Consider the following 26855-nt stretch of genomic DNA (forward strand, 5'->3'; position numbering starts at 1 on the left):
GGCAGGCGTCCGGCTACGACTGCTGGGACAGCTCTCCCAGCTCGCGCAGCGTGCGGACGGAGGCGTGGGCGTTGCGCCACGCGAAGACTGTCTCTGACAGGTGGTCCGCCATCCACGAGCAGAAGCCCGGGTCTCCGGCGCCCAGCCACGCCGCGGACTCGGACAGCTCCGTCTCCGCCGCTTCCCACGCGCGGCGGTAGGCGCTGGCCGCGGTCATCAGCTCGGACAGGGAGTGGGTGAAGGCGTCCAGGGCCGCGCGCAGCTCCAGCGGCGCGCCCGGCTCCCCCCGGCGAGAATCGCGCAGCCGCCCCAGGTGGACCAGGAGCCCCTGCTCCAGCGCGGCGGCGGTCCCCAGCCGCGCCTGGGCGCCGTGGAGCAGGACCTGGAGGTCCTCGCCCAGCTCATGCTGCAGCTCCTCGGTGGAGCGCGCCACCGGGCGTCCCAGCCGCGTACACACCGCCTGCCACAGGTTGCTGTACCCCAGGAGCTCCGCCACACCGCGGCGCACATGAGGCGGGACGCGATCCAGGAACTCGAGCGCGCACTGACGGGCGGACGTGGCCAGGGGGCCCGCGCCCGGCCCCGCCTTCGCGCACTTCAACACCCGCCAGGCCCACTGGAGCGTCGTCTCGGTGGAGCGGAAGAGGGCTTCACAACCCGCGCTCAGCGTCCCCGCATGGCTGGCGTCCATCAGCGAGGTGGAGGTCGCGGGCACGGTCCGGGCTTCCTCGCCGGAGACCTGCTCCGGGCGTGGCTCCCGTTCCGATGAACCGCGGTCCGGCGACATGCTCCGCCTCCCTCAACGCGACGAGCTACCCCAGGTATCGCATGCCCTGCGCACAAGCTCCAACACCCCATCAGGGGAGGGTTCAGGGCGCCGCGCGTGACCTGAGACGGACCGGATGCCCGGGGATTCAAGCCGGTGTCGTGTCGCACGGGTTGAGAAAATCCGGCCGGGCGCCCGGAACGAGACACCCGGCCGGCGCGCATCCGCGCGGCACGCGCTAGTGAAGGGTGCGCTTGAGACGGCTGAGCCGCTCATGCGTCCGCTTCTGCGCGGGAATCAACTCCATCCGCACGAAGCGTCGATTCTCGCCATGCACCTGGTCCGCGTCGCGCTGGTAGTCGGCGAGGCCATGGTCCTCGCCCTCCTCCAGCGCCTGGATGGCGGCCTTCTCGCCCAGGATGTCCGCGCCGCCTTGGACCAGCTTGGCGAAGGTGCCCCACATGCCCGAGCTCTCTACGGGCTCACCGCCCATCCTCAGGATGCGCTCGCGAATCTCCTCGACCCGGTGCTCATGGTCGTGCTGGCAATACTCCAGCGCGTCACGAGCCAGTGCGTCCGAGACGTGCCCGATCGCCTTGCGATAGGTCTCCACGGCGGAGATTTCGCCGCGCAGGAACGAGTTGAGCATCTCGACGTCCTTGTTGGTGCTCGCCATCGATGGCCTCCATGGGTGACGGGTGAATCCGGCTTGCCGCAAAAGGTGATGCCCGCTGCCGCATGGGCAACGAGGGCTCGCCTCCCCGCCTCCTTCCAAGGTCCGCGCGGACGTTCACCCGACGGCGCCGTGTCCCGCTCCCCATGCGTGCGGGCGAGCGGGCGTCCCTCGGGCAGGCCCCGCCCCGCATACCGCATCGAGGAGGACGGGTTGACGCGCGCCTGAAACAGCCGCTAGCGTAGGTCTTCGCGATGACGCACTCCCACACACCGACCGCCGCGCCGTTTGCCAGCCGCTGCTGTCCGTCGTGTGCCTGTTGTCGTCAGCCGGACCTGGGTTGTTGACGCGCACACGGGACGCCCTTCCAAGCCTCCCTCCTCGCGCTCTTCCCGGCCCGGTCTCCTCTCCCAGGAACCGGGCCGTTTTCGTTTCCGCCCCCAGCCCTGCACCGCGCCTCCCCCATGACCTTCACCGCCGACGCCCGTGTCCCCTGCTCTCCCGTGCTCCCCGCCGGGGGTGATGACGCCTGTGTCACGGGTAGCGCGTTCTGTCTGTGCCGTGCGTGTCCCGTGTGTCCGCCTGCAGGCGGGTGCCGAGCATCGAGAAGCGTGTAGCGCGTCCTTCTCGAACCTTCTTGCTCGTGCGGCCCGCCCTCGAAAGAGGCGGGCCTTTTCTTTTCCTGGAGTCACCATGTCGCCCCCGCAGCCCCAGGCCTCGGCCCTGCTCGCCGAAGCCACTGAAGTGAAGGACGCCCCCGCGCAGGACCTCCTCGCCTGGGCCGAGCGCCGCTTCGGCGCGCGCGCGGCCATCGCCTCCAGCTTCGGCGTGGAGGACATGGTCCTCATCGACCTGGCGCGCCAGCATGCGCCCAGCCTGCGCCTCTTCACGCTCGACACCGGACGCCTGCCCCCGGAGACGTACGAGCTCATGGAGGTGGTGCGTAAGCGCTACGGCGTCACCGTGGAGACGTACTTCCCCGAGCGCGCGCGCGTGGAGGCGCTGGAGTCCACGAACGGCTACTTCTCCTTCCGCCAGAGCCTGGAGGCACGCAAGGCGTGCTGCGCCATCCGCAAGGTGGAGCCCCTGTCGCGCGCGCTCGCGGGCCAACAAGCGTGGGTGACGGGCTTGCGCCGTGAGCAGTCCGTCACCCGCACCGACGTGGCGACGCTGGAGGTGGACAGCGCGCATGGGCTGCTCAAGCTCAACCCGCTGGCCACGTGGAGCAGCCGGGACATCTGGGCCTACGTCCGGGCGAACAGCGTGCCCTACAACGCGCTCCATGACCGTGGCTACCCGTCCATCGGCTGTGCGCCCTGCACGCGCGCGGTGAAACCCTACGAGGACGAGCGCGCGGGCCGCTGGTGGTGGGAGTCCGCGGAGAACCGCGAGTGCGGCCTCCACCCGGTCCGATGAAACGCGCCATGCCTTCACACGCCTTGGATTATCCCGTGTGCCTTCGACTCGAAGGACGCTCCGTCCTGCTGGTGGGCGGCGGCGCCATCGCGGAGGGCCGTGCCCTCGCGGTGCTCGACGCCGGCGCGCGACTGCGCGTCATCGCACCGGAGACCACCGCCACGCTGCGGCGGCTCGCAGCCGATGGACGCCTGGAATGGCAGCCCCGTTCCTACGAGGCCGGCGACGTGCGCGGCCATCACCTGGTGCTCGCGGCCACGGATGACGAGGCCGTGGGCCGGCGGGTGGCCGCCGAAGCCCGGGACCTGGGCCTGTGGGTCAACACCGCGGACGAACCGGCGCTGTGTGACTTCACCCTGCCCTCCGTCGGCAGGCGCGGCCCCATCACCATCGCCGTGTCCTCGGCGGGCCGGGCCCCCGCGCTCGCCAGCCACCTGCGCAAGACGCTCACCGCCCAGGTGACGCGACACCACATCTGGCTGGCGCGACTCAGCGGCTGGCTCCGCGAACACCTGCCCCGAGGCGAAGCGCGCCAGCGACTGCTGAAGCAGGTGGCGGTGGGAGACATCGGCGCGCTGCTGGAGCGAGGCGAGCGCAAGGCCGCCTGGGCTCGGCTCCGCACGGAATTGGAGCACTCGAAGATTCTTGGAGAGACACGATGAGAGAGCAGACGAGAGGCCGAGTGTTCCTGGTCGGCGCGGGTCCGGGAGACCCGGAGCTGTTGACCTTGCGCGCCGCGCGCGTGCTCCGGGAGGCGGACACCGTCGTTCATGACCGGTTGGTCCACCCTGGCGTGCTCGAGCATGCGCGTCCCCACGCCCGGCTCATCTACGTGGGCAAGGAGGGCGGCGGAGACTCCGTGAGCCAGGAGGAGATTCACGTCATCCTCATCGCCCAGGCGCTGCTGGGGCGCCGCGTGGTGCGGCTCAAGGGCGGTGACCCTTTCGTCTTCGGCCGCGGCGGCGAGGAAGCGCTCGCGCTGGAAGAGGCGGGCATCCCGTATGAAGTCGTGCCCGGCCTCACCGCGGGGACAGCCGTGCCCGCGGCGGCGGCCATTCCCGTCACGCACCGGGGTGTCTCCGGGGCGGTGACGTTCGCCACCGCATACCGAGGCGGCAGCGCGCCGGCCTGGGACTTCCTGGCGAAGGCCCAGACGCTGGTCCTCTACATGGCGGGCAGCCGGCTGGAGGAGACGGTGCGCGCGCTGGTCGGCGCGGGGCGCTCCGCGTCCACCCCGGCCGCCGTGGTGGAGGCGGGCACGTGGGAGCATCAACGGGTGGTGGAGGCTCCGCTGAGCCACATCGCCCAGGCGGCGACGCGTGACGCGCTCGGCTCGCCGTCGCTGCTCATCGTGGGCGAGGTCGTCTCGCTGCGCGAGCGCCTGCCTTCGCTGGTGGCGCAGGGAACCTCGGAGCATGGACACGCGCCAGCGCGCGTGGCGGAGGGCGGTCATGAGTGAGCACACGTTCGCGCGGGCGTCCCACCTGTCGGAGCTGGAAGCGGAGAGCATCCACATCCTCCGGGAGACGGTGGCCGAGTTCGCCAACCCGGTGATGCTCTACAGCATCGGCAAGGACTCCCAGGTCCTGCTGCACCTGGCGCGCAAGGCCTTCCACCCCGCGCCCCTGCCCTTCCCGCTGCTCCACGTGGACACCACCTGGAAGTTCCGGGACATGTATGCGTTCCGGGACGCCTTCGTGGCGCGCCACGGACTGCGCCTCATCATCCACCGGAACCAGCGCGCGCTGGCCGAGGGCATCAACCCCTTCGACCACGGCAGCCAGAAGTACACCCATGCGATGAAGACGCAGGCGCTGCTGGAGGCGCTGGCGGCGCATGGCTTCGACGCGGCCTTCGGTGGCGCGCGGCGCGACGAGGAGAAGTCCCGCGCCAAGGAGCGGGTGTTCTCCTTCCGGGACCGGCACGGACAGTGGGACCCTCGCCGCCAGCGGCCGGAGCTGTGGAACCTCTTCAACGGCCGCGTCGACGCGGGCGAGAGCATGCGCGTCTTCCCGCTGTCCAACTGGACGGAGCTGGACGTGTGGCACTACGTGCTGCGCGAGCGCATCCCCGTGGTGCCGCTCTACTTCGCGGCGGAGCGTCCTGTCATTGACCGGGGCGGAACGCTGCTCATGGTGGATGACGAGCGCATGCGGCTGCGGCCCGGGGAGAAGCCCGAACTCCGGCGCGTGCGCTTCCGGACCCTGGGCTGCTACCCGCTCAGTGGCGCCATCGAATCCTCCGCCACCACGGTGGAGACCGTCATCCACGAGATGGTGAACGCCCGCCAGTCCGAGCGGCAGGGCCGACTCATCGACCACGACGAAGAGGGCTCCATGGAGCTCAAGAAGCGCGAGGGCTACTTCTAATGGACACCGGCTTGCAGCAACTGCTCGACCAGCATGCCTCCCGGGAGCTGCTCCGGCTCGTCGTGGTCGGCTCCGTGGATGACGGGAAGTCCACCCTCATCGGCAGGCTCCTCTACGAGTGCGACGGGCTCTTCGAGGACCAGATTTCCGCCGTGCGGAAGGCCAGCGCGAAGCGGACCGCCGCCGCCGTGTCCGTGCCCTCCGAGGTGCTGGTCCAGGGCCTGAAGGCCGCGGCCGGCGCGGACGAAGAGGAACTGGACTTCTCCCTCTTCACCGACGGCCTGCGCGCCGAGCGTGAGCAGGGCATCACCATCGACGTTGCCTACCGCTACCTCAGCACCGCGCGGCGCAAGGTCATCGTCGCGGACACGCCGGGCCACATCCAGTACACGCGCAACATGGCCACCGGCGCCTCCACCGCGGACGCGGCGGTCATCCTGGTGGACGCGCGACTGGGCGTGCTGCCGCAGACGCGCCGCCACGCGTACATCGCCTCGCTGCTGGGCATCCCCTACCTGGCCGTGGCGGTGAACAAGATGGACCTCACGGACTTCGACCGCGGCACCTTCGAGCGCATCGGCGCCGAGCTGGTGGACTTCGCCCACGCGCTCGGCTTCGAGGGCGTGCGGCTCTTCCCCGTCAGCGCCAGTCGCGGGGACAACATCACCCGGCCCAGCGCCCGCACGCCCTGGCATGAAGGCGGCACCCTGCTCGCGTGGCTGGAGTCCCTGCCCCACCAGCGCCGGCAGGACGACGCGCCCTTCCGCTTCCCCGTGCAGTACGTGCTCCGGCCCCACCAGGACTACCGAGGGCTGGCGGGACAGATTGCCTCCGGCACCGTCCGCGTCGGGGATGAAATCCAGGTCCATCCCTCCGGGCGGCGCACGCGCGTGGCGAGCATCGACACCTTCGACGGACCGCTGGAGGAGGCCGCGTCCCCCGCGTCCGTCACGCTGCGACTCGCGGACGAAGTGGACGCCAGCCGAGGCGACGTGCTGGCCCACGTGGACCAGCCGCCGCTGTCGCTCCACCAGCTCGACGCGATGCTCGTGTGGTTCGGAGAACAGCCGCTGGACTGCTCGCGCCGCTACCTGGTGAAGCAGGCCTCGCGGACCGCGCCCGCGCACATCGAGCGGGTGCTGTGGCGCAAGGAACTGGCGGACCTGTCCGAGCAGCCCGCCGAGTCCCTGTCGCTCAACGACATCGGCCGGGTGCGGGTGGTGTGCCGTCGGCCGCTGCTGACCGACCCGTACCGTGACAACCGCCGCACGGGCGCCTTCATCGTCATCGACGCGCTCACGCACGACACGGTGGCCGCGGGCATGGTCCTGGGGCCCGTGGAGGAGTCGACGAAGGGCGACGTGGCCTCCTCGCTCGTCACGCAGCCCGAGCGGCGGGGACGGCTGGGGCAGCCCGGCGCCATCGTCCTGCTCCCCACCACGCCGGACGCGGGCTCACGCGCATTCCAGTTGGAGCGCCGGCTGTTCGACCTGGGCTGGCACGTCACCACCACCCCCGGTGATGTGGAGGTCGCGCTGGCGCTCGCGGCGGCGGGATTGGTGGCCCTGGTCCACACCGACGCGCCCCAGACACACCGGGCCCTGCGCGCGGAGGCCCGCGATGCCGGCGCCGCGTGGCTGGAGTTGGAAGCCACTGAAGACCTGGAGCAACACCTCGACCGGATCATCTCCCTCCGGGAGGCCGCACGATGAGCGCATCCCCTGCCACCCACGCGCCCCCGTTCATCAACGCGCTGCTGGGTGAGAACAAGAGTGCCCTGCTGCTCAAGCTCGTGGAGGAGATGGACGCCTCCGCCCTGCACTGGCTGAGCGGCTACACGGCGGGACTGGCCGTCCGCGCCCCCCAGGCCACCGTCGTCCCCGTGGCGCCCGTACCCGTGGCGGCCCCCGCCGGTCACTTCACCATCATCTACGGGACGCAGACGGGGAACAGCCGCCTCCTGGCCGAGCGCCTCAAGCACCAGGTGGAGTCCGCCGGGCTCGCCACGCGGCTGTTCCGGGCCAGCGACTATCCGGTGCGGGAGCTGGCCAAGGAGAAGCTGCTCTGCGTGGTCATCAGCACCCAGGGAGATGGCGACCCGCCGGACGACGCACGCGGATTCTGTGAGTTCATCCTCGGCAAGCGCGCGCCTCGCATGGAGGGGCTGCGCTACGCCGTGCTGGGGCTGGGAGACTCCAGCTACCCGCGCTTCTGCGAGGTGGGCCGGCGGCTCGACGCCCGCTTCGCGGAGCTGGGCGCCAGCCAGTTGTTGGCGCGTGCCGATTGCGACGTGGACTTCGAGCCCGTGGCCAAGGGTTGGCTCGACCAGGCCTACACCCTGGCGCGCGAAGCACTGGCTCCGCAGGCGACGGTGACGGCCCCTGTCGTGCCGCTGCGGGAGCCGCACGCCACGCCCACATTCACCAAGGAAGCGCCCTACACGGCGGAGGTGCTGCTCAATCAGCGCATCACCGCACGCGGCGCGCTCAAGGACGTGCGACACCTGGAGCTGGCGCTCGCGGGCTCCGGGCTGGAATACGCCCCCGGCGACGCGCTGGGCGTGTGGCCCCACAATCCGCCGGAGCTGGTGGCGTCCTTCCTGTCCGAGCTGCGCCTCGACGGAGAAGCGGCGGTCACCCGAGAGGGCCGCACGCTCCCGCTGGCGCGTTGGCTGAGTGACGAGCTGGAAATCACCAGGCTCAACCGCCCCTTCCTGGAGCGGCACGCCAGGCTGTCCGGCAGCGCGGCGCTGCGCGAAGTGCTCGAACCGGGCCGCGCCGAGGCCTTCCGCGCGCTGCTGGCGGGGCATCAAGTCATCGACGTACTCCGCGCCTACAAGGCCACCTGGGACGCCACGGAGCTGGTCCAGTCCCTGCGCCGGCTGACGCCCCGGTTGTACTCGATTGCCTCCAGCCCCAAGCGCGTGGGTGAAGAGGCGCACCTCACGGTGGCGGTGGTGGACTACACGGCGCTCGACCTGCGGCACTTCGGCGCGGCGTCGTACCACCTGGCCACGCGCACGGCCGGCACCGACACGGTCCGCGTCTTCATCGAGCCGAACGAACGCTTCCGGCTGCCGGAGGACGGCGACAAGGACGTGCTGATGATTGGCCCTGGCACCGGCGTGGCGCCCTTCCGGGCCTTCGTCCAGGAGCGCGCGGAGACCGGTGCGAAGGGCCGCAACTGGCTCTTCTTCGGTGAGCAGCACTTCCGCACCCAGTTCCTCTACCAGACGGAGTGGCAGGAGGCCCTGAAGAAGCAGACGCTGCACCGGCTGTCACTCGCCTTCTCGCGGGACCGCGCACAGAAGGTCTACGTGCAGCACCGGCTGCGTGAGTCCGGACGTGACGTCTACGAATGGCTCGAAGGCGGCGCCCACCTCTACGTGTGCGGCGACGCCCAGCGCATGGCCCCGGATGTCCACGAGGCACTGGTGGACATCGTCTCCACCCATGGCGGCAAGAGCCGCGAGGACGCGCACGCCTGGCTCGAATCCCTGCGCGAGCAGCGGCGCTACCTGCGCGACGTCTACTGACCCATTCCGATTGCGAGCAACGACATGAGCCACCAGCCCAAGCCACTCTCCGAAGTGGAGCACATCAAGACCCAGAGCCGCCTGCTCCGGGGCAGTCTGGCGGAGAGCCTGGAGGACCCGGTGACGGGCGGCCTCGCCACGCCGGACACCAACCTCATCAAGTTCCACGGCAGCTATCAGCAGGACGACCGCGACGTGCGCGAGGAGCGGCGTCAGCAGAAGCTGGAGCCCGACTACAGCTTCATGCTCCGCACCCGCCTGCCTGGAGGCGTGTGCACACCGGCCCAGTGGCTGGTGATGGACGCGCTGGCACGCGAGCACGCCAACCACACGCTGCGCATCACCACGCGGCAGGCCTTTCAGCTGCACGGCGTCATCAAGGAAGACCTCCGGCCCACCATCGCCCGCATCAACGAAGCGATGATGGACACGCTGGCCGCCTGCGGCGACGTGAACCGCAACGTGCTGTGCAACCCCAATCCGGTGGACTCGCGCGTCCACGAGACGGTGTACCAGTGGGCGGTGCGCATCTCCGAGCACCTGCTGCCGAAGACGCGCGCCTACTACGAAGTCTGGCTGGGGAAGGAGAAGGTGGCCGGCGGTGAGGACGAGCCCATCTACGGCGCCACGTACCTGCCCCGGAAGTTCAAGACCGCCGTGGCGGTGCCGCCCCTCAACGACGTGGATGTCTTCGCGCAGGACCTGGGCTTCATCGCCATCATCGAGGGCGGCGCGCTCGTGGGCTTCAACGTCTCCGTGGGCGGCGGCATGGGCGCCACGCATGGTGACGCGGCCACCTATCCCCGGCTGGCGGACGTCGTCGGCTTCATCCCTCCGGAGCAGACGCTCGCCGTCGCCGAGGAGGTGGTGAAGATTCACCGCGACTTCGGGGACCGCACCAACCGCAAGCACGCGCGCCTGAAGTACGTCCTGGAGGAGCGCGGCGTTCCCTGGTTCACGGCGGAGCTGGAGAAGCGGCTCGGCTTCCCGCTCCAGCCGGCGCGCCCCTTCGCGTTCGAGCACAACGGAGACCGCTTCGGGTGGACGGAGGGCCATGACGGCCGGTGGCATCTGACGCTGCATCTGGACAGCGGCCGCGTGGCGGACCGGCCCGGCGCCACGCACTTGACGGGCCTGCGGGAGATCGCGCGCATCCACACGGGGGACTTCCGGCTCACGGCGAACCAGAACCTCGTCATCGCGGGTGTGACGCCCGAGGCTCGCGACGCCATCGGCGCGCTGGTGACGGCGCACGCGCTGGACAGCTTCCGCACCGCCAGCCCGGTGCGCCGCAACGCGCTGGCGTGCGTGGCGCTGCCGACGTGCGGGCTCGCCATGGCGGAGGCGGAGCGCTACCTGCCCACCTTCGTGGGACGGCTGGAGGACCGGCTGCGGGCGCATGGCCTGCAGGACGCCAACCTGCTGCTCCGCATCACCGGGTGCCCCAACGGCTGCGCGAGACCATACCTGGCGGAGGTGGGACTCGTGGGCAAGGCGCCGGGCCGCTACAACCTGCACCTGGGCGGAGATGCGCGAGGCCAGCGCCTCAGTCATCTCTACAAGGAGAACATCGACGAGGACGCCATCCTCGCCGCGCTGGAGCCATTGTTCGAAGGCTACGCACGCGAACGTCAGCCCGGTGAAGGCTTTGGCGACTTCGTGGTGCGCGCGGGCCACGTCCCCAGCCCAGCCGTTCAGCCTCGGCCGGCCTGAGCCAACGCGGACCGCGCGCGTGTTCAATCGCCCGCGGCCCGCACCGCCGTGAGGAGCAGGTCGTACTTGCCGCCCAGGAACGTGCGGAAGCCGTGCTGGTGCAGATAGCGGCGGTAGAAGGACAGGTCCTTCACCAGCAGCGACAGGTCAGGCTCGCGCAGGTTCCGCACCCGCGCGCCATAGACGACCTCGCCATCCCGGAAGCGGGAGTTGGGAAAGCCCAGCAGCAGCGCCGAGCTCGGCTCCAGGTGCTCCTGCACGAGCTTGCGCAGCAGCGCATGGTCGTCCACACCGGGGCTCTGCAGCGTGCCTACGGACACCACCAGGTGGAAGCGTCCCAGGTCCTCCGGCAGCGCATTGAGGTCGGCGACGACAAAGCGATGCCGGGCATCGGGGAAGCGAGCGCGCGCCTCTTCGATGGCGCTGGCGCTGTGGTCCACCCCCACGAAGCGCGCGTCCGGGCTTTCCTCGAGCCACGAGAACGCCGCCAGTTCATCCCCGCGATTGACGCCCAGGTCGAGCACGCGGCCTGACTCCGGCAACCGGATGCGCCCAAGCGCTTCGAGCCAGGGCAACAGGAAGCCCGCGTCCTCCAGCTTGCGCAGGCGCGCGAACGCGGAGGCCGCGCCGTAGCGTTCTTGCGGTGACACCACTTCGTCCGCCTTGCCCCCCGCGTGCCAGGGCGCCTCGGGCCCCAGTCGCTCGAAGGTCAGCGAGATGTGCGTCGCATCCACCGCGCGGGGCGTCAGCAGCCGGCACGCGAGCCCCTCCGCCAGGTCGCACCAACTGCGCAGGGGCCGATGGAGCAGCGCGCCAGACGGGCCCACACGCTCGCCGGGGTAACACCCCCTGCCCAGGTCCGGGTCTGGCACCTCGATGGTGACGGGCCCCGCACCGAGCGACGCCAGCAAGTGCCGATGGATGTGGATCAGGGACTCGGCATGGAAGCGGCGAGGATGCGAGGAGGACTCGGTGGGGCTCGGCATGATGGCGCGGAGCCTATCGTGGCATCTGTCCTGTTCCGTGGCTTCCGCGCGGTGCACAATCTCCCCCAATCGAAGGCCCGCACCGCCGAGGTATTCCTTGCATCGGTTCCGCACCCCTTCCGCCCTTCTCGCCGCCGTCGCCCTCCTGGGCTGTCAGTCCAACAAGGAGGACAAGCCAGCCGCGCCCCCTGCCCCCGCGGCAGCGCCCCGCGCGGAGGCCGTGCCCGCATCTCCGCCCAAGCCCGCTCCGCCCCCCGCCGAGGCACAGACGGAGCTCGGCTACCTCAAACCCACCGAGGACGCCGAACACTGCGAATGGATGCGCCAGCCCTTGAAGGGCACGGCCACCCGAGTCTTTCGCTTCGACGCCTATTGCGACAGGTCCTCGGTGTCATGGAGTCCGGATGGCAAGCAGGGGCTCCTCTTCACGTGGCCCTCGGGCGAAGGGGAAGTCCCGCGTGCCTGGCGCGTGGACGTCGCCGCGAAGTCCGGGCAGCCGCTGGACCTGAAGTCGCTGCCCGGAGGAAACAGCGCTGGAAACCCCAACGAGCCCGCTGTGATGCGCGTCGGCTTCGACGCGCAGAGCCGACCCGTGGCGCTCGTCGTCCTGGCCTCTGAATCGAAGGGGCCCATCACCTTCGACGGCGAGAGCATCCCCGTGCCGAAGGGCAAGGGCGCGCCGGGACTGGCCATGGCCTATCGCCTGGAGGACGGCGGCTGGAAGCGCATCGAGCTCAAGGCGGCCCGCTTCCAGGGGGACGCGCCTTCCGAGCACGGCCTGCTCGAAGCGGAGGCGACCCTCACGCCGACATGGACGGCCTCACTGCCCACCCGGATTCCTGGCAGCAAGGCCGCGCCGACGGTCGCGAAGGAACTGAATGCGCAGGAGTCGGGGAGCGAGGGAACGGGCTGGTGGATGGAGCTGCCCGGCCCGGACGGCACGCTCTACTACCGGGCACGCCAGGAGGGCCCCATGCTCGTGCTCGGACAGCCCCTGCTCTGGGCCCATGGAGACCAGCGCCTGTCCTTGAAGGACCTCACGGAGCCGGACGCGTACCTGGGCTTCCAGTTCGACCGGGGACTCCTGCTGGTCACCTCCTACGGAGGCTATGCGGCGGCCACCGTCTGGGACCCGAAGACGCAGCAGCGCGTGATGTCCGTGCCGGACGTCTACGCACCCGCCTTCTGGCCCACGCCCTGAGCGCCGGAAAGACGACGGCCCGGCGCCCACATAGGGAGCCGGGCCGAAGTCGCGGCACGTCGTGGTGAGCTACGCGGGGCCGGCGCCGTTGTACCAGCCGGTGATCTTCCGCACGTAGTCCTGCGTCTCCTTGAACGGAGGCACGCCGCCATACTTGTTCACGTTGCCCGCGCCCGCGTTGTAGGCGGCGAGCGCCAGCCGCACGTCACCGTTGAAGCGCTTGAGCTGCTGCGAGAGGTACTTGGTGCCACCCTCGATGCTCTGGCGCGGGTCCGTACGGTTGGTGACGCCCAGCTCGCGCGCGGTGGCCGGCATGAGCTGCATCAGGCCCACCGCGCCCGCGCCCGACTTCGCGTTCGGGTTGAAGGTGGACTCCTGCTGGATGACCGCCTTGATGAGGCGCGCGGGCACGTTGTACTTCTGCGACATCTCGTTGATGAGGTTGTCGTACTTGTTCGACGAGAAGCCGCTCAGATCGTTGTTGCCCTTCGCGGGGCCCGCGTTGCCCGTGCCCTGCGTACCGCCCGTTCCACCCGTGCCGTTGGTGGCGCCGGCACCGCTGGCCACGGTGGCGCCAAGCTTGGAGAACGCCGCGCGCGTCAGCGGACCGTAGTAGCCCGTGTTCTTCACGTTGTTGGCGGCCTGGAACTCCTTGAGCGCCGATTCCGTGCGAGGACCGAAGACGCCCGGGCCCGTGTTCATCTCGGCCTGGGTCATGTAGCCGCCCTTCACCAGCGCCTGCTGGAGCTGCTCCACCGCTGGGCCGCGCGCGCCCTTCTCCAGGTCACCCGCGGGCAACTTCATGCCCTTCACCGAGCCGCCCGAGGTCGGCGGCGGCTGGGAGCCCACGCCGCCCGTGCCACCACCGCCATTCGTGTTGCCCGGACGCGGGTTGCCGCCCGAGAAGGTCACCAGCTCACCCGTCGTCTTGTAGCCCTGGGGGCCGCCCGACAGACGGTTGCCCTGGACGTTGAGGGTGATCTCCTTCCCCGTGGCCGGGTCGTTCGCGTAGTAGACGGGCTTGCCGTTCTGCGTGCCACGGCCGGTGATGGTGATCCAGTGGTCGGTGCCGTTCGAGCCACCACCGCTGCCCGCCTTGTAGTCCACGCCCACGACCACCGGCCGGCCCGCGTCGACCTGCCGGTTGATGGTGTCCAGGTTCCACGCCTGCTTCGCGGCGCCCAGGCCGCCCATGGCCGCCGCCGAGCCCCACTTGAGCGCGTTGCCCGAGTAGCCGTTGTTGCGGTCCAGGTACGCGTCCATCTCCCCTGGGTTGATGGTCTTCCCGGTGATCTTGCTCACGGCCATGGCGGTGGCCGTCATGGCACAACCCGCCGCTGACAGGCTCGAACCGGTGCCCAGCCGCCGCGAGCCCCACTGCGCGTCGCCCTGCTTGTAGAGCGGCGTGCCGTCACGGGACGTGGGGAACTGCCGGCCGTCGTCGTCGCGAACCTGACCGTTGGCGGCGCGCGTCGTCGTCGCCGCGGGGGTGAAGTTGTCGCCGCCCGCCGAACGGTTGGCCGTGCCGGAACCCGTGGTGTCCCCTCCCCGCGTGGGCGCGCTCTCGAACGTGTCCGGAATGGTCAGCTTCTGGCCCGCACGAATCTTGTTCGGGTCCGTGATGTTGTTGGCCTGGGCCAACGCTGAGACGGACGTGTTGTACTTGCGGGCCAGCGCGTTCAGGGTGTCGCCACTGCGAACGGAATGGGTCTTCACGGCCAATACCTTTCGTCACCCGATGCTGCGTTGGGGCCGGGGGATATTCACGATTCTCGCCCGTGATGAAACGAAGTTGCCTCATCCCCAGACAAACACTGGTATCGAAATTGTCAAATCTGGCAGGACACATTGGTCCGTCATTTCTGTTCAATTCCACAAACACCAAACAAGAGTCGACGCACCGCGCAACGCGTGACCCTTCTGTCAAAGAGCGCCGTGACAGCCTGTCACCCACACCTCGCACCTCCGTGACAGGGAGGGCTGGGTGAATCCCGTGCGGGCAACGCCATCAGAGTGAGCGCAGCCCCACTCAGGCCCTGGCCTCGTGCTTGCTCAAGGGCCGCGTGTCACTCCTGAACCCAAAGGCACTCGGCCATGGCCCATCCACTCCGGAAGCACTTCTGGCTCCTCACCACGACAGTCATCGCACTCGCCATGCTGCTCCTGGCGAGCACGACCAACCTGCTCGTGGAGTTCGCATTCACGCCACGCATTTCAAACATGCGGGATGAGAAAGCCTTGCCGACAGAGGCTGCCTCACGCCCTCGCGCGGCATTGGAAGGCAGTCGTCTGGCAAGACTCACAGGACTTTCCCTCGACCAATCGCCGGAGCCGGCGCCGCCCTCGGGTGGCGGCACGGCCATGAACACGTCCCTGCGGCTGAAGCTGCTCGGCACCCTGGTGGCGCATGACTCGCAGTGGTCGCTCGCCTCGGTCGAGGACCTCGACGCGAAGCGCATCCGCAGCGTGATGACCGGTGACGACCTGCAGGGCGCTCGCGTCGTCTCCATCGAGCGCGAGCGCATCACCTTCCTGGTGGACGGCCGGGAGGAGTTCATCCGCGCCGACCGCCACGGCGGCGTCTCACCCGCGCCCTTCCTGACGAACGCCGCGCCCGCGCAGACGGGCGTCCGCGCGGTGGGTGAGCACACCTATGAGGTGTCCCGCCGCGCTGTCGAAGACGCGCTTTCCAATATGGACGGCCTGCTCGCCCAGGCCCGGGTGGTGCCGTCCTTCCGAGACGGCAAGCCCCAGGGCTTCAAGGTCTTCTCCATCAAGAAAGGCTCCCTCTACGAGCAGCTCGGCATCCAGTCTGGTGACGTGCTCCGGCGCATCAATGGCGTCTCGCTCGACGCGCCCGACAGAGCCCTGGAGGCCTTCATGCTGCTACGGGGCGCTTCGCACCTCGAGCTCGACATCGAGCGCGGAGGGAGCCCGGTCCGCAAGGTGTACGACGTGAGGTGATTGCCGTACGGCCCTTCAGCTCCGGACCAGTGCCGCCGCGAGCCGGGGAAGCGCATCCCCTGCCCGCGCCTCCAGGTGCACGTCCGCGAGCTCCACGCCCCGGCACTCCCCCAGGTTGAGGATGGCGATGGGCATGCGGCGCTCGGACGCGCGCACCAGGAAGCGGTAGCCGGAGAAGATGGCCAGCGAGGAGCCCACCACCAGCAGCGCGTCGCCCTCCTCCAACAGGGCGAACGCCGACGCCACGGTGGGAACCGGCACGTTGTCGCCGAAGAAGACGACGTCTGGCTTGAGCGTTCCACCACACACCAGGCACGCAGGGACCTGGAAGGACGACAGCTGCTCGGAGGTCAGGTCCGCGTCACCGTCCGGACGCAGCTCCAGCACCTCGAGGGAGAAGCCAGGGTTGAGCGACAGCAGCCGCGCCTGCAACGCCTCGCGCGCCTCCTGCGCGCCGCACGCGAGGCACCGGACCTTGGCCAGTGCGCCATGCAGCTCAATCACCCGCGAGCTGCCAGCGGCATGGTGCAGCCCGTCCACGTTCTGGGTGATGAGGCCTCGGACATGGCCCGCCTGCTCCAGCTCCGCCAGCGCCGCGTGCGCCGCGTTGGGCCGGGCCGAGGAGAAGCGCGGCCAGCCCCTCAGGCTTCGCGCCCAGTAGCGCGCCCGGGCCTCGGGGCGCGTGAGGAACTCGCGATGCTGAATGGGATTGCGCGCCCGCGCCCGCGTCCCGGGCCCCCGATAGTCGGGGATGCCTGACTCGGTGCTGCACCCCGCCCCGGTGAGCACCACCGTGCTGCGGCGCGAGAGCAATGAGACCAGCGCCTCCATGCTCGGAGCAAGGCTGGGAACAGGCAGGGCATCGTGCGGGGCAGTCATCGCGGCCTACATATTAACCGCGCATCCCTGACCGCGCCGGACGTCCGCCCTCCCCTCGGACCTCCCGGGCGCACACCTGCCCCCGCCCGCTCGGGCAGGCACGCCTGCCAGCCTGGCCAGCGGGGTGCTCACGCGCTCCGGGCGGAAGACAGCCTGCGCAGGAACGTCGGTGCGACGAGGAAGATCAAGAGCAGCCGTCCCACCTGGACCGCCAGCACGACGGACAAAGTGGCACGCGTGCCCAGCGCGATGGCCAGCACGGAGTCAGCGCCGCCTGGAGACGTCGCGAAGTAGGTGGTGAGCAGGTCCACGCCCGTGGCGGCGGACCAGCCCCACGCCAGCAGCAGACACCCCACCACCATCCCCACCGAGGCCGCCAGTGCGACGTGAGCGACGCGCTTCAGATCCTGCACCGCCGAGGCATCGAACTGGCTGCCCACGCGCACGCCCAGCACCCACAGGCCCAACGGGAGGAGGCCCGGGGGCCACGCGCCCACCGGCAGGCCCAGCGCCGTGAGGGGGATGCCCAGCAACACAGGCCCCAGGAAGGCACCAGCCGGCAGCTTCAAGCGCAGCCCCAGGAAACTGCCCACCGCGGACACTCCCGCCGTCGTCAGCCATGCCCACAGCGGTGGCGGCGAGCCCGGCAGGTCCGCCGCGCGGGCCACTGCCACATCCGGCGTATCCCCCACCCACCGCCCCACCACCACGGCCACGAGAATCACGATGCACAGGCGCATGAACTGGAAGAGCGTCACCAGCCGGGCGTCCGCGCCCAGCTCATCGCTCAGCGCCACCATCGCGGACGCGCCGCCCGGCATCAGCCCCAAGGTGGCGGTGCGCGAGTCCAGGTAGCCCAGCTTCGCGCACACCCACGCCACGCCCTGCGCCACGGCCACCACGCCCACCACGGCGCCCAGTGACACGGCCCAGCTGTCCGCGAGCGCGCTCCAGGCCTCCGGAGAGAAGGACGAACACAGCGCGCCCCCCAGCACCGAATGCGCCACCAGCAGCCCCCGGCGCGGCACCGGGACGTGCACGGACAGCGTCAGCGACGCGGCGATGGACACCACCATCGCCCCCAGCAACGCCCCGGCAGGCAGGTGGGCAAGCTCCGCGAGTCCAGCGGCGAGCAGCGTCGCCACGGTGACGGCCACCACGCGGCGTGAGCGGCGTCCAGGCGCGGAGTCGTTCGTCATCACGGCGCCGAACGTACCAATGAAGGGGGAGACATGCGCCGGGCATCCGCCGAGGAAAGCCCCGCACGCTAACCCATGCTAGACGCCCTCCTCATGCGATGCTGGCAATGGAAGTCCTTCCAGGCGCTGTCCCTCGATGAGCTGTACGACGTGCTCGCCCTGCGACAGGAAGTCTTCGTGGTGGAGCAGCGCTCCATCTACCAGGACGTGGACGGTTTCGACCGGAGCGCGGAACACCTGCTGCTCCACACGGAGTCGCAGGGTACCCGGCTGCTCGCCGGGTATTTGAGGGTGCTGCCTCCCGGTGCGAAGTATCCCCAGGCGAGCAGCCTGGGCCGCGTGGTGACGTCGCCCCGCGCACGGGGCCAGGGGCTGGGGCGCGAGCTGGTGACGCGTGGCCTTGCCCGGCTGGACAACCTGTACCCACAGGCCGCCGTCCACATCGGGGCCCAGCACTACCTCCAGCGCTTCTACGAAGGCTTCGGCTTCCAGACGCAGGGCGACGTCTATGACGAGGACGGCATTCCCCACATCGACATGGTGCGGCCAGCGGGCGGGACGCGCTGACGCCGGGTCACGGCCTCGCGATGGGGAACGAGAGCGAGCCTTGACTGCCGCTGGGCATGGCGCTGCGGCACGCCCCCGTCACCCCGACGCCTGAAGCACGGAGGCTGGCGATGGGCCGACAACACTTCCCGGACGCCATCTGTCGCGTACCTCACGCGCCGGGGTGGCTGGGGCGGCCGGCGACTTCGTGGACCCATGACGCAATGCGCGTCCATGGCTTTCCTGTGAGGCCATGAGCCAGTGCACTCACATCGTCGACAATCCCTTCACCGGTGACGTCGCCGCTTCGGTCGAGCCCACGTCGCCCGCGAAGCTGGACACCGTGCTGGAGCGAGCCCGCGCCGCGTCGCGCGCGCTGCGCGCCCTGAGCGTGGCGGAGCGCGTGAAGCGGGTGCTGCGCGCGTGCGAGGCGATGGAGAAGAACGCCGACGCCATCGCACGGGACATCACCCGGCAGATGGGCAAGCCGCTGTCCCAGGCCCGGGGTGAGGTGGGCGGCATGGCGGGACGCCTGCGCCACATGGCCGCCATCGCCGAGGAATCCCTCGCGGACATCGTCCTGCCGCCCAAGGACGGCTTCGAGCGGAGAATCGCGAAGGAGCCGCTGGGCGTGGTGCTGGACCTGCCCGCCTGGAACTACCCACTCCTCACCGCGGTGAATGCCATTGCGCCCGCCGTGCTCGCAGGCAACGCGGTCATCGTGAAGCACTCGCCGCGCACGCCCCTGTGCGGTGGCCACTTCGCGCGCGCCTTCGCCGAAGCAGGCGCGCCCGACGGCGCGGTGCAGGCCATCTTCCTGGACTACCCAGGCACGGAGCAGCTCGTCGGTGACGCGCGTGTGGACCACGTCCTCTTCACGGGCTCGGTGCTCGGCGGCCACAGAATGCAGGCAGCCGCGCGCGAGCGCTTCCTCCACATCGGCCTGGAGCTGGGAGGCAACGACCCGGCCTACGTCGCGCCGGACTGTGACTTCGACAAGGCGGTGGAAAACATCGTCGACGGTGCCATGTACAACGCGGGGCAGAGCTGCTGCGCCGTGGAGCGGGTGTACGTGCACCGCTCGCTGTACGAGCGCTTCATCGCCGCCGCTGAGCCACTCGTGCGCGCCTACGTGCTGGGCGACCCGGAGTCCGAGCAGACGACGATGGGCCCCATCGCCCAGCCCTGGCACCCCGCCGAGTTGCAGTCCTTCGTCCAGGACGCCACGAGCCTGGGCGCCCGGCTCGTCACGGGTGGCCGCGCGGTACAAGTGGAAGGACGGGGCCGGTTCTTCGAGCCCACCCTGCTCCGCGACGTGAGCCCCCAGGCGCGGCTGATGCGCGAAGAGTCCTTCGGGCCGCTGCTGCCCATCGCGCCGGTGGACTCGGATGAGGAGGCCCTGGCGCTGATGAATGCCTCGCGGCTGGGCCTCACCGCGAGCGTGTGGACGTCCGACCGGGAGCGCGCGGACCGGCTGGCGCGGCAACTGGAAGCGGGCACCGTCTACATGAACCGCTGTGACGCGCTGGACCCCGCGCTGCCATGGAGCGGCGTGAAGGACTCCGGACGCGGCGTGACGCTGAGCGCGCTGGGCTTCGACGCCCTGACGCGGCCCAAGGCGCTCCACTACCGCCTGCGCTTCTGACGCGCGGCTACAGCTTGCGCAGCCTCACCCGCTTCACCTTGTGGTCGGGGCCCTTGAGGAGGATGAGGCGCGCGCGAGAACGGGTGGGCGCGATGTTCTGGGCCAGGTTGGGCCCGTTGATTTCGCCCCACACCGACTCCGCGAGCTGAATCGCCTGCTCGTGGTTCAGCTCGGAGAAGCGGCGGAAGTAGCTGCGCTCGTCGCGGAACGCCGTCTGCTGGAGCTTGAGGAAACGGTTGACGTACCAGCGGCGGATGTCGTGCTCGTGCGCGTCCACGTAGATGGAGAAGTCGAAGAAGTCGGAGAGGAACGTCGCCGGCATCTGCTTCCCCTCCTGTGCCCCGGCCTGGAGGACGTTGAGCCCTTCCAGGATGAGGATGTCGGGCTGGCGGACCACCTGCGCCTCGCCAGGCACCACGTCGTAGACGAGGTGCGAGTACACCGGCGCCGCCACCTCCGCCCGTCCGGCCTTCAGCTCCGCCAGGAAGCGCACCAGGGCGCGCCGGTCGTAGCTCTCCGGGAAGCCCTTGCGCTTCATCAAGTCGCGCGCGGTGAGGACATCGTTGGGGAAGAGGAACCCGTCCGTCGTCACCAATTCCACGCGCGGATGGTCCGGCCACCGCTTCAGCAGCGCCTGGAGGATGCGCGCCGTCGTGCTCTTGCCCACCGCCACGCTCCCGGCGATGGCGATGATGTACGGCACCTTCTGCGCCGAACCTCCCAGGAAGGCTTGCTGCTCCGCCCACAGCCGCTGCGCCGCGGCCACCTGCAGGTTCAGCAACCGGGACAAGGGCAGGTAGACGTCCACCACCTCGTCCAGGTCGAGGTGCTCTCCCAGGCCCCGCAGTCCATCAATGTCCTCGGACTTCAGCGGCAGAGGCGTAGCGGCACGCAGCGCCCGCCAGGCCTCCCGTTCCAGGTCGATGAACATGGATGGGGACAGACCGGTGGCTAAGGCCATGGATTCCACTCCAGGAGATGAACATCCTAGCCGCCGCGTAGCACAGCCGAGACGTTCACGCTCGGACGTTCAGGTGCCAGCCGCGGGATCCCACCCGTAGAAGCGCTTCAGCTCCTCATAGAGCTCCGGCGTCTTCTCCTGCATTTGCCGGGGTTTCTCGAAAAACGATTCGGTGGCCACCGCGAAGAACTCGGCCTCGTTGAGCCCACCGTAGTCATCCAGCACCTGCCGTTCCCGGCGCTGGCCCTGCTGAAGCTTGTGGAAGTGCTCGCTCATCACCGCGCTCCAGGCCCGGTAATGCGAATACGCGCGCAGGTTGGGCGTGCCATCGAAGGCGCCGTCGGCCCGGTCCAACACGTGGGCGAACTCATGCGTGGCGGTGTCGTGACCATCGCCCGGGTTGCGCAGCCCCGCGAGCACCGACTCCCACGAGAGGATGACGGAGCCCCAGTTCTTCGCCTCGCCCAGCACCCCGCCCGTGCGGTCCGGGATTCGGAAGGCGCTGGGATAGACGATGACCTCCCGCAGCCGGTCGTAATACGACAGGCTCAGGTGCACCACGAGCTGCACCGCGGTGGCGGATATCACCACGCGAATCTCGTCGGTGACCTCCAGGCCGCCGGCGCCGATGAACTCCTTCTCCCACGCGAACACCTTGAGCTTGTCCAGGAAGGACTGCCGCAGCTCCGGGGAGAGGGTGCGGAAGAAGGGCACGCGCGCGTCGAGGTAGCCCAGCCAGGCCTCCGGAAAGGGGCGGCGAAGCAGTCGCCGACGCCGGAACTGGCGGATGAAGGAGAACATGCGCCCTGGCATAGCAGACGTGCACGGCGCGAGGAGCACCTCCCGGGACGAAACTGGAGGTAGATTGCGCCTGGCGGGCGCGGCCGGCAGCCCCTTTCACGGACGTGCAACGAGTGATGAGCAGACGCGTGTGGGTTCGATGCGCGGCGCTGGGGCTGAGCCTCCTGGCGTCCCAGGCACCGGCGCAAATCACGGAGTCAGACCCGGTCGTCGAGGAAGTGGTGGTCCGCGGCCCGGAGAAGACCCAGCCGGACACGGTGCGCGCCTATGCGCGCGTGGGGGAAGGAGACCCGCTCACGCTCGAGGACCTGGCCAAGGTCGAGCGGCGGCTGGTCGCCACGGGCCTCTTCCAGGAGGTGAAGGTCAGCTACGAGCCTTCCGGGCCGGGCCGGGTGCGGCTGATTCTGGAGGTGGAGGACAAGGCCTCCTGGGTGGTGGCGCCCACCTTCGTGCTGCAATCCGACAACGTCGGCGGCGGCGTGCTGTACGCGGAGAACAACCTCTGGGGCCGCAGCAAGAAGTTCGCGACCGCGGCCCAGGTGAGCACGGCGGAGAGCGGCATCTTCGCGGGCTTCCTGGACCCGAACCTCTTCGGGCTGCCCCAGCTCCGCTTCAGCCTGGAAGGCCAGCTTCGCAGCGACCGGGTAGACGAGTACCAGGCCGGCTCCGGCCAGCGGCGCCCAGAGGTGGTGCGACGGACGCGAATGAACTCCGCGTCCATCGCCGGAGAGCTGGGCTTCCTGCTGTTCGAGCGCGTCCGCGCGGCGGCCAAGTACCGGCTGATGTCCATCGACGCGAAGTCCCCCGACACCTCCGAGGAGGTGACGACGCCCGCGTTCTCCCTGGGCCCGTCGCAGCAGGATGCATCCCTGCGGCTGATGGTGGGCATCGACACGCGGCAGAACCTGCACGCGGTGATGGAGGGCCTCAACCTGGAGGCTTCCTACGAGCGCTCCAATCCCGGCGTCGGCAGTGACTTCCGCTACGAGCGCTTCGGCCTGCTGTACCGCCATGGCCTGCGGCTGGTGGGTGAACACAACCTGGTGCTGCGCGGCGAGGCCGTGGCGGGGGTGGACCTGCCCTTCCATCAGGAGTTCGTGATGGGCGGCAATTCACTGCGCGGCTTCGTCTACCGCCAGTTCCGGGGCGACACGCGCCTGTCCTTCACCGCCGAGTACCACTTCCCCCTCTTCACGGTGAACCCGCTGTCCTTCCGCGGCGTCGCCTTCTCCGACACGGGGATGATGATGTGGCGCAAGCTGCCCGGGGACCGGGAGCTGCGGGACGTCAATGGGCGCGTGGTGCGCAGCTACCTGCCCGACGCGGAAGACGGGCTGGGCAACGCCACGGTGGCCCAGGGCGTGGGCGCCGGCCTGCGGCTGTACCTGCGCAACATCGTGCTGCCCCTGGTGGGCGTGGACGCGGCCTACAGCGTCAACTCGGGCGAGTTCCGCTTCTATCTGGTGGCGGGGGTGAATCCGTCCTAGGGACGACACGTCAGGCAGCCCCGCGGTGGGGCGTCGGGTGCGGCGCGACATGCCCCCATGTCATGAGGGCATGCGCGTCTCCTCTCCCCGCTTCCCGCGAGTCCGCCATGTCCGACGAACGCTTCACGACCAGCCGCGAGGTCTACCACCGCATCCAGTGGGACCCGCGGTTCGACCCCCGCGAGTTCACCATCGGCTACGACGCCCATGGTGAGACGCGCGAGGAGATGCCGTTCGCGGCCTTCGTTCCGGACGGCGAGATTCCCTGGCACCGCGTCTGGTACTTCAAGCGGGGCCACCAGGTGGTCTGGGACCGCGAGCAGCGCTTGGACCTGCTGAATTCGCCGCAACCTCCGCCCGGGTAGCGGGTTGAAGAGAGCGGATGCGAAGATGACGGGCATGCGGAGAACGCTGCTGGTCGTCCTTGGAGTCGTCCTGGCTGCCTGTGGTGAATCAGACGCGCCCACCCCGGATGGAGGCGCGTCTCCATCCGCCCCCGACGCGGGAGTTCCCCAGCCCGACGCGGGGAGCCCTCTGGACGATGCCGGAACCCCGGAGCCGGACGCCGGCTCGCCGTGGTCCACGGTGACCGCCGTGCTGGAGGCACGCGTCGCCGAGGCGGGTGCCTCCGTCCCGGGACTGGGCCTCGCGGTGTACGACGCGCAGGACCGCAAGGTGTACGAACACATCGTCGGGGACTTCGCGCCGGACCGGCGGGTGGCCGTGGCCTCCGCGTCGAAGATGGTGTCCGGCACCCTCCTCTTCGAGCTCATCCGCCAGGGCCGTCTCTCGTTGGACTCCACCACGGGCCAGGTGCTCGGCTGGACGGGGAACAAGGCGGGAATCACCCTGCGTCACCTGCTCTCCTTCACGTCGGGACTGCAGCCCTCGCACCTCTGCGCGTTCCAATCCGGCATCACCCTGGCGGACTGTGTCGCCAGCATCGCCCAGACCTCACAGGTCGCGGCTCCCGGGGCGCGCTTCGACTACGGCAGCACGCACTTGCATGTCGCCGCGCGCATGGCGGAGGTGAGCACGGGCAAGACGTGGAACGCCCTCTTCACCGAGACGCTGGCCCAGCCGCTGGGCTTGCCTTCAGGCGTCACCTACTTCACCGCGCCCAATCACCCGCTGGGCACCACCAATCCCCTGGTGGCGGGCGGGCTGCGCGCGTCCATGAATGAGTACGCGCCCCTGCTGGCGCTCGTCTTCCACCGGGGCACGCATGCCGGCGGCGTCGTGGGCACGCCGGAGCTCTTCGATGCACAGGCCGTCGAGCCCTTCCCTGACGTCGTCGTCGGCAACTCGCCAGCGGCGGACATGGGCCTGGACCTCCGCTACGGCCTGACAGCGTGGCTGGAGTGCCCCACGCCCGCGCAGGGCTGCGCCGTCATCAGCTCGCCAGGGGCGTTCGGATGGACGCCCTGGGTGGACCGGGAGGCGGGCTACTACGCCGTCCTCGGGATGCACCTCCAGCGGGATGACCCGGGCGCGGGCGTCGTCAGCTTCGCGATGCGCCTCTCCACGGAGGTGAAGCCCCTCATCCGGGCGGCGCTGGCCCCCTGAACCAGCGGCTATCCGTCGAAGCGCCTCCGCCGCAGGTCCAGCATCCACGCCTCCAGCGCGGCCACGGCGTCGTCGGACGGCGACTCGGGCAGCACCGAGTCCGCCCGCGCGGCTTCGAGCACCTCGAACGCGCGCGACACCTCGCCGCGCCACCGCTCGCTCAGGGCCTCCGGAAGCTCGCTCTTCTCCCCGCGCAGCTTCTGCTCCACCAGGGCATGGGCCTCCGCGAAACCGTACCGCGACAGCAGCTCCGTGACGTCCGTCTCCACCACGCCGGTCCGCAGCGCATGGGTGCCCGTCAACGTGGTGCGCAGCACGTAGAGCAGCCGCTTCGCCGAACGGAAGCCGCTCTTCTCCCACTCGCGCAGCTGTCCCTGGGCAAAGCCGTTGTAGTGCCGGTACATCTTGCGCGACAGCACCGCGCGCACCAGCGGACGCAGCGACTCCAGGTCCGGAGACACGCGCAGGGGGATGGCCCCCAGCACCCGCTCCAGGTAGTTCCCATTGCCTTGCAGGATGCCCTGGAGCACCGGCAGCAGTTCGTTGGACGAGTAGTCCACCTCCACGCCCTCCAGCACCTCCAGTCGCTCCGTAGGGACGTGCACGGGCTGGAGCGTCAACAACGCCGCGGTATGCGCGACGTGGATGGACTTCAGGTCCAGGTCGCTGTCCGGCGAGGGGAAGCCATAGGCGTGCGCTCCGGACAGGGAGACGACCAGATGCGCGCGGTGCCGGGACTCTTCGTCCAGCACCCGGTCCGCCATCGCGCGTTGATGTTCCGTCAAGGTGCCCTTCATTCCGAATCCCTCCACCCCATGGCCGGGGCCTCCGGCGCGTCACGTCCCAGCGGCCCGGGCTCCTTCAGCACCCAGCGCCGCGCCAGCTCCTCGCCCACGCGCCGCAGCAACCGGTCCGCGCGTTCGTAGTCCGGATGCTCCGGCAGACGGCTCTCCCGGTGCGCGGCCTCCAGGTCCGGCGCAAGGGCCTCCGCGTCCCGCAGCACGTCCTCCAGCGGCACGCGGCCCGCCTTGATGTCCAGCAGCCGCGCCTTCAGCGCGCCAGTGGCCTCGAAGACGGGCGTGCCCTCGCGCAACCACCCTGTCGCCGTGGCCACCAGCCGCAGCAGGTTGTAGGCGTTCTTCGGGCGCAGCTCGCGCGCGGAAGGAGGACGCTGACCGCCGCTTCGCGCATAAGTGGTGAGCGCCTTGAAGTCGTTGGCCGCCAACAGCCCCTGGTCCCAGAGCGAGCGGTAGAGCTGCTTCACGTACGTCTTCGCCGCCAGCAGCGCGTCCTGCGCCGACGGCGCCTCGCGGGGCGACACGGCCGACAGCCGGCGCGCCACCTCGTCCAGATCCGGCGCGGGCTCCTCGCACAGCCATTCGAGCAGCAGGTCCCGATGCTCCGCCAGTCGCTGGCTGCGCGTGAGCTTGTCGAGCTGGCTCATGGCGTAACGCCCGAAGCTGCCGAACAGGGCCTTGGACACGAAGGCGTCACGCTCCGCCAGGAGCCACTCGCCCACCGGATCCAACGCCTTCACGCCCGGCACGAAGAGCGTCTCCAGCGTGTTCGGGTCCGCGCGGAGCGCCTGCTCCACCGCCTTGTGGACCTCCCAGTACGTGGTGCTGCCATCCGCGCTCACCAAATCCCTGGGCGGGTCGACCAGTCCGAACCGCCAGGGGAGCGGCAAGGCGAACACGCCCCGCACATCCACGTCCGAGCGCTCGTCGGCGAGCCCCCATGCATGGCTGCCCACGCGCGTCTCCAGCACCACACACGGCGTCAGCGCGCTCCAGGCCGCCTCGCGGCGCTGGGCGAACTGCACCTGTCCCGGGCGCCGGGGCACCAGCTCGTCCCGCGCGAACCACACCTCCCCCACGCCGACAATCTGCACGTCGAAGCCGCCGTCATGCGCGCGGACCACACGGCCCACCACGCCCTGCGGAATGCGGCGGCCTCCCGAGGCCAGGCGCTCCACGCGCGTCGTCACCTCGGTGCCGTGGGGCAGCGGCACCGACAACCGGTCCACCTGCTCCATGCCCCGGATGCGCGCGCCGCCTGGGGAGGGAGCCTCCGTCGAGGAATCACTCATGGGGTCGTCACCTCTCGAATCAGTGCGAAAGCCGCCCAGGGACGGCGGGACGAGCGCCC

24 protein-coding genes are annotated in these 26855 nt (G+C 69.9%); 14 read left to right on the forward strand and 10 right to left on the reverse strand.

Annotated features, from left to right (window positions below; genetic code table 11):
• Positions 1 to 13 precede the first annotated feature (13 nt).
• Together BLU09_RS12720 and BLU09_RS12725 are read right to left on the reverse strand one after the other, a co-directional pair.
• Entirely contained in the window at positions 14 to 787 is a 774-nt protein-coding gene (locus BLU09_RS12720) for a hypothetical protein (RefSeq protein WP_090489643.1), read from the reverse strand.
• A 217-nt stretch (positions 788 to 1004) separates the two neighbouring features.
• Positions 1005 to 1442 carry a DUF2383 domain-containing protein gene (locus BLU09_RS12725; protein ID WP_186817892.1) on the reverse strand — a complete coding sequence of 146 codons (438 nt, stop codon included), beginning with the start codon at positions 1440 to 1442 and terminating at the stop codon, positions 1005 to 1007.
• 690 nt (positions 1443 to 2132) lie between these two features.
• On the opposite strand from BLU09_RS12725, the gene BLU09_RS12730 reads away from it, so the two are divergent.
• From BLU09_RS12730 to cysI, 7 genes are read left to right on the forward strand one after another with little or no spacing between them, the layout of a single operon-like run.
• Positions 2133 to 2855 carry a phosphoadenylyl-sulfate reductase gene (locus tag BLU09_RS12730; RefSeq protein WP_090489647.1) on the forward strand — a complete coding sequence of 241 codons (723 nt, stop codon included), beginning with the start codon at positions 2133 to 2135 and terminating at the stop codon, positions 2853 to 2855.
• Positions 2852 to 3517 carry a precorrin-2 dehydrogenase/sirohydrochlorin ferrochelatase family protein gene (locus BLU09_RS12735; RefSeq protein ID WP_090489649.1) on the forward strand — a complete coding sequence of 222 codons (666 nt, stop codon included), beginning with the start codon at positions 2852 to 2854 and terminating at the stop codon, positions 3515 to 3517. Before BLU09_RS12730 ends, BLU09_RS12735 begins: the two co-directional genes overlap by 4 nt.
• The gene (gene cobA / locus BLU09_RS12740; RefSeq protein ID WP_090489651.1) at positions 3514 to 4314 is read left to right on the forward strand and encodes a uroporphyrinogen-III C-methyltransferase; all 801 of its coding nucleotides are present in this window, start codon (positions 3514 to 3516) and stop codon (positions 4312 to 4314) included. Before BLU09_RS12735 ends, cobA begins: the two co-directional genes overlap by 4 nt.
• A complete protein-coding gene (cysD, locus tag BLU09_RS12745; RefSeq protein ID WP_090489952.1) occupies positions 4307 to 5224 on the forward strand; it encodes a sulfate adenylyltransferase subunit CysD in 918 nt (305 codons plus the stop codon). Before cobA ends, cysD begins: the two co-directional genes overlap by 8 nt.
• Positions 5224 to 6936 carry a sulfate adenylyltransferase subunit 1 gene (locus tag BLU09_RS12750; protein ID WP_090489653.1) on the forward strand — a complete coding sequence of 571 codons (1713 nt, stop codon included), beginning with the start codon at positions 5224 to 5226 and terminating at the stop codon, positions 6934 to 6936. Before cysD ends, BLU09_RS12750 begins: the two co-directional genes overlap by 1 nt.
• Positions 6933 to 8759 (forward strand): assimilatory sulfite reductase (NADPH) flavoprotein subunit, encoded by a 1827-nt coding sequence (locus BLU09_RS12755; RefSeq protein ID WP_090489654.1) that lies wholly within the window; start codon positions 6933 to 6935, stop codon positions 8757 to 8759. The genes BLU09_RS12750 and BLU09_RS12755 overlap by 4 nt, the downstream gene beginning before the upstream one ends.
• A gap of 24 nt (positions 8760 to 8783) precedes the next feature.
• A complete protein-coding gene (gene cysI, locus BLU09_RS12760; protein ID WP_090489656.1) occupies positions 8784 to 10472 on the forward strand; it encodes an assimilatory sulfite reductase (NADPH) hemoprotein subunit in 1689 nt (562 codons plus the stop codon).
• A gap of 23 nt (positions 10473 to 10495) precedes the next feature.
• Here cysI and BLU09_RS12765 read toward each other — a convergent pair whose 3' ends face one another.
• Complete coding sequence (locus BLU09_RS12765; protein ID WP_186817893.1) at positions 10496 to 11458, reverse strand: class I SAM-dependent methyltransferase; 963 nt, start codon at positions 11456 to 11458, stop codon at positions 10496 to 10498.
• 220 nt (positions 11459 to 11678) lie between these two features.
• Here BLU09_RS12765 and BLU09_RS12770 point away from each other — a divergent pair, with 220 nt between their 5' ends.
• On the forward strand, positions 11679 to 12659 hold the full coding sequence (locus tag BLU09_RS12770) for a hypothetical protein (RefSeq protein ID WP_244171659.1): 981 nt from the start codon (positions 11679 to 11681) through the stop codon (positions 12657 to 12659).
• Positions 12660 to 12728: 69 nt separating this feature from the next.
• Here the strand turns inward: BLU09_RS12770 and BLU09_RS12775 are convergent, their stop codons facing one another.
• A complete protein-coding gene (locus BLU09_RS12775; RefSeq protein ID WP_244171660.1) occupies positions 12729 to 14375 on the reverse strand; it encodes a transglycosylase SLT domain-containing protein in 1647 nt (548 codons plus the stop codon).
• A gap of 438 nt (positions 14376 to 14813) precedes the next feature.
• On the opposite strand from BLU09_RS12775, the gene gspC reads away from it, so the two are divergent.
• Positions 14814 to 15623 (forward strand): type II secretion system protein GspC, encoded by an 810-nt coding sequence (gene gspC / locus BLU09_RS12780; RefSeq protein ID WP_244171695.1) that lies wholly within the window; start codon positions 14814 to 14816, stop codon positions 15621 to 15623.
• A gap of 15 nt (positions 15624 to 15638) precedes the next feature.
• Here the strand turns inward: gspC and BLU09_RS12785 are convergent, their stop codons facing one another.
• Both BLU09_RS12785 and BLU09_RS12790 read right to left on the reverse strand, forming a co-directional pair.
• The gene (locus BLU09_RS12785) at positions 15639 to 16502 is read right to left on the reverse strand and encodes an NAD-dependent protein deacetylase (RefSeq protein ID WP_090489665.1); all 864 of its coding nucleotides are present in this window, start codon (positions 16500 to 16502) and stop codon (positions 15639 to 15641) included.
• 128 nt (positions 16503 to 16630) lie between these two features.
• Positions 16631 to 17701 carry an AbrB family transcriptional regulator gene (locus BLU09_RS12790; RefSeq protein ID WP_244171696.1) on the reverse strand — a complete coding sequence of 357 codons (1071 nt, stop codon included), beginning with the start codon at positions 17699 to 17701 and terminating at the stop codon, positions 16631 to 16633.
• A 93-nt stretch (positions 17702 to 17794) separates the two neighbouring features.
• Here BLU09_RS12790 and BLU09_RS12795 point away from each other — a divergent pair, with 93 nt between their 5' ends.
• Positions 17795 to 18268, forward strand: coding sequence for a GNAT family N-acetyltransferase (locus BLU09_RS12795; RefSeq protein WP_244171661.1), 474 nt, complete (start codon positions 17795 to 17797; stop codon positions 18266 to 18268).
• A gap of 232 nt (positions 18269 to 18500) precedes the next feature.
• The gene (locus tag BLU09_RS12800) at positions 18501 to 19892 is read left to right on the forward strand and encodes an aldehyde dehydrogenase family protein (RefSeq protein ID WP_090489671.1); all 1392 of its coding nucleotides are present in this window, start codon (positions 18501 to 18503) and stop codon (positions 19890 to 19892) included.
• Positions 19893 to 19899: 7 nt separating this feature from the next.
• Here the strand turns inward: BLU09_RS12800 and coaA are convergent, their stop codons facing one another.
• Together coaA and BLU09_RS12810 are read right to left on the reverse strand one after the other, a co-directional pair.
• Complete coding sequence (gene coaA, locus BLU09_RS12805) at positions 19900 to 20853, reverse strand: type I pantothenate kinase (protein ID WP_090489673.1); 954 nt, start codon at positions 20851 to 20853, stop codon at positions 19900 to 19902.
• Between the two features lie 69 nt (positions 20854 to 20922).
• Complete coding sequence (locus BLU09_RS12810; RefSeq protein WP_186817894.1) at positions 20923 to 21654, reverse strand: M90 family metallopeptidase; 732 nt, start codon at positions 21652 to 21654, stop codon at positions 20923 to 20925.
• A 116-nt stretch (positions 21655 to 21770) separates the two neighbouring features.
• Between BLU09_RS12810 and BLU09_RS12815 the strand changes: the two genes are divergently transcribed.
• The 3 genes from BLU09_RS12815 to BLU09_RS12825 all read left to right on the forward strand — a co-directional run bounded on the left by BLU09_RS12815 (position 21771) and on the right by BLU09_RS12825 (position 24707).
• Positions 21771 to 23141: a BamA/TamA family outer membrane protein gene (locus tag BLU09_RS12815; RefSeq protein WP_244171662.1), complete on the forward strand. Its 1371-nt coding sequence runs from the start codon at positions 21771 to 21773 to the stop codon at positions 23139 to 23141.
• 107 nt (positions 23142 to 23248) lie between these two features.
• On the forward strand, positions 23249 to 23506 hold the full coding sequence (locus BLU09_RS12820; protein ID WP_171410160.1) for a DUF504 domain-containing protein: 258 nt from the start codon (positions 23249 to 23251) through the stop codon (positions 23504 to 23506).
• A 34-nt stretch (positions 23507 to 23540) separates the two neighbouring features.
• Positions 23541 to 24707, forward strand: a complete 1167-nt coding sequence (locus BLU09_RS12825; RefSeq protein WP_244171663.1) for a serine hydrolase domain-containing protein — start codon at positions 23541 to 23543, stop codon at positions 24705 to 24707.
• A gap of 8 nt (positions 24708 to 24715) precedes the next feature.
• On the opposite strand, the gene BLU09_RS12830 is transcribed toward BLU09_RS12825, so the two are convergent.
• Both BLU09_RS12830 and BLU09_RS12835 read right to left on the reverse strand, forming a co-directional pair.
• Positions 24716 to 25504 carry a nucleotidyltransferase domain-containing protein gene (locus tag BLU09_RS12830; RefSeq protein ID WP_167371074.1) on the reverse strand — a complete coding sequence of 263 codons (789 nt, stop codon included), beginning with the start codon at positions 25502 to 25504 and terminating at the stop codon, positions 24716 to 24718.
• Positions 25501 to 26796, reverse strand: coding sequence for a DNA polymerase beta superfamily protein (locus tag BLU09_RS12835; RefSeq protein ID WP_090489681.1), 1296 nt, complete (start codon positions 26794 to 26796; stop codon positions 25501 to 25503). Before BLU09_RS12835 ends, BLU09_RS12830 begins: the two co-directional genes overlap by 4 nt.
• Positions 26797 to 26855: the final 59 nt, after the last annotated feature.

It is taken from the genome of Myxococcus virescens (assembly GCF_900101905.1).
Taxonomy (GTDB): domain Bacteria; phylum Myxococcota; class Myxococcia; order Myxococcales; family Myxococcaceae; genus Myxococcus; species Myxococcus virescens.

What these genes read in the sequence shown, in the direction of transcription:
- BLU09_RS12720 (WP_090489643.1), bottom strand. Translation starts at nt 787, where the DNA reads ATGTCGCCGGACCGCGGTTCATCGGAACGGGAGCCACGCCCGGAGCAG.
- BLU09_RS12725 (WP_186817892.1), bottom strand. Translation starts at nt 1,442, where the DNA reads ATGGCGAGCACCAACAAGGACGTCGAGATGCTCAACTCGTTCCTGCGC.
- BLU09_RS12730 (WP_090489647.1), top strand. Translation starts at nt 2,133, where the DNA reads ATGTCGCCCCCGCAGCCCCAGGCCTCGGCCCTGCTCGCCGAAGCCACT.
- BLU09_RS12735 (WP_090489649.1), top strand. Translation starts at nt 2,852, where the DNA reads ATGAAACGCGCCATGCCTTCACACGCCTTGGATTATCCCGTGTGCCTT.
- cobA (WP_090489651.1), top strand. Translation starts at nt 3,514, where the DNA reads ATGAGAGAGCAGACGAGAGGCCGAGTGTTCCTGGTCGGCGCGGGTCCG.
- cysD (WP_090489952.1), top strand. Translation starts at nt 4,307, where the DNA reads ATGAGTGAGCACACGTTCGCGCGGGCGTCCCACCTGTCGGAGCTGGAA.
- BLU09_RS12750 (WP_090489653.1), top strand. Translation starts at nt 5,224, where the DNA reads ATGGACACCGGCTTGCAGCAACTGCTCGACCAGCATGCCTCCCGGGAG.
- BLU09_RS12755 (WP_090489654.1), top strand. Translation starts at nt 6,933, where the DNA reads ATGAGCGCATCCCCTGCCACCCACGCGCCCCCGTTCATCAACGCGCTG.
- cysI (WP_090489656.1), top strand. Translation starts at nt 8,784, where the DNA reads ATGAGCCACCAGCCCAAGCCACTCTCCGAAGTGGAGCACATCAAGACC.
- BLU09_RS12765 (WP_186817893.1), bottom strand. Translation starts at nt 11,458, where the DNA reads ATGCCGAGCCCCACCGAGTCCTCCTCGCATCCTCGCCGCTTCCATGCC.
- gspC (WP_244171695.1), top strand. Translation starts at nt 14,814, where the DNA reads ATGCTGCTCCTGGCGAGCACGACCAACCTGCTCGTGGAGTTCGCATTC.
- BLU09_RS12785 (WP_090489665.1), bottom strand. Translation starts at nt 16,502, where the DNA reads ATGACTGCCCCGCACGATGCCCTGCCTGTTCCCAGCCTTGCTCCGAGC.
- BLU09_RS12790 (WP_244171696.1), bottom strand. Translation starts at nt 17,701, where the DNA reads ATGACGAACGACTCCGCGCCTGGACGCCGCTCACGCCGCGTGGTGGCC.
- BLU09_RS12795 (WP_244171661.1), top strand. Translation starts at nt 17,795, where the DNA reads ATGCGATGCTGGCAATGGAAGTCCTTCCAGGCGCTGTCCCTCGATGAG.
- BLU09_RS12800 (WP_090489671.1), top strand. Translation starts at nt 18,501, where the DNA reads ATGAGCCAGTGCACTCACATCGTCGACAATCCCTTCACCGGTGACGTC.
- coaA (WP_090489673.1), bottom strand. Translation starts at nt 20,853, where the DNA reads ATGGCCTTAGCCACCGGTCTGTCCCCATCCATGTTCATCGACCTGGAA.
- BLU09_RS12810 (WP_186817894.1), bottom strand. Translation starts at nt 21,654, where the DNA reads ATGTTCTCCTTCATCCGCCAGTTCCGGCGTCGGCGACTGCTTCGCCGC.
- BLU09_RS12815 (WP_244171662.1), top strand. Translation starts at nt 21,771, where the DNA reads ATGAGCAGACGCGTGTGGGTTCGATGCGCGGCGCTGGGGCTGAGCCTC.
- BLU09_RS12820 (WP_171410160.1), top strand. Translation starts at nt 23,249, where the DNA reads ATGTCCGACGAACGCTTCACGACCAGCCGCGAGGTCTACCACCGCATC.
- BLU09_RS12825 (WP_244171663.1), top strand. Translation starts at nt 23,541, where the DNA reads ATGCGGAGAACGCTGCTGGTCGTCCTTGGAGTCGTCCTGGCTGCCTGT.
- BLU09_RS12830 (WP_167371074.1), bottom strand. Translation starts at nt 25,504, where the DNA reads ATGAAGGGCACCTTGACGGAACATCAACGCGCGATGGCGGACCGGGTG.
- BLU09_RS12835 (WP_090489681.1), bottom strand. Translation starts at nt 26,796, where the DNA reads ATGAGTGATTCCTCGACGGAGGCTCCCTCCCCAGGCGGCGCGCGCATC.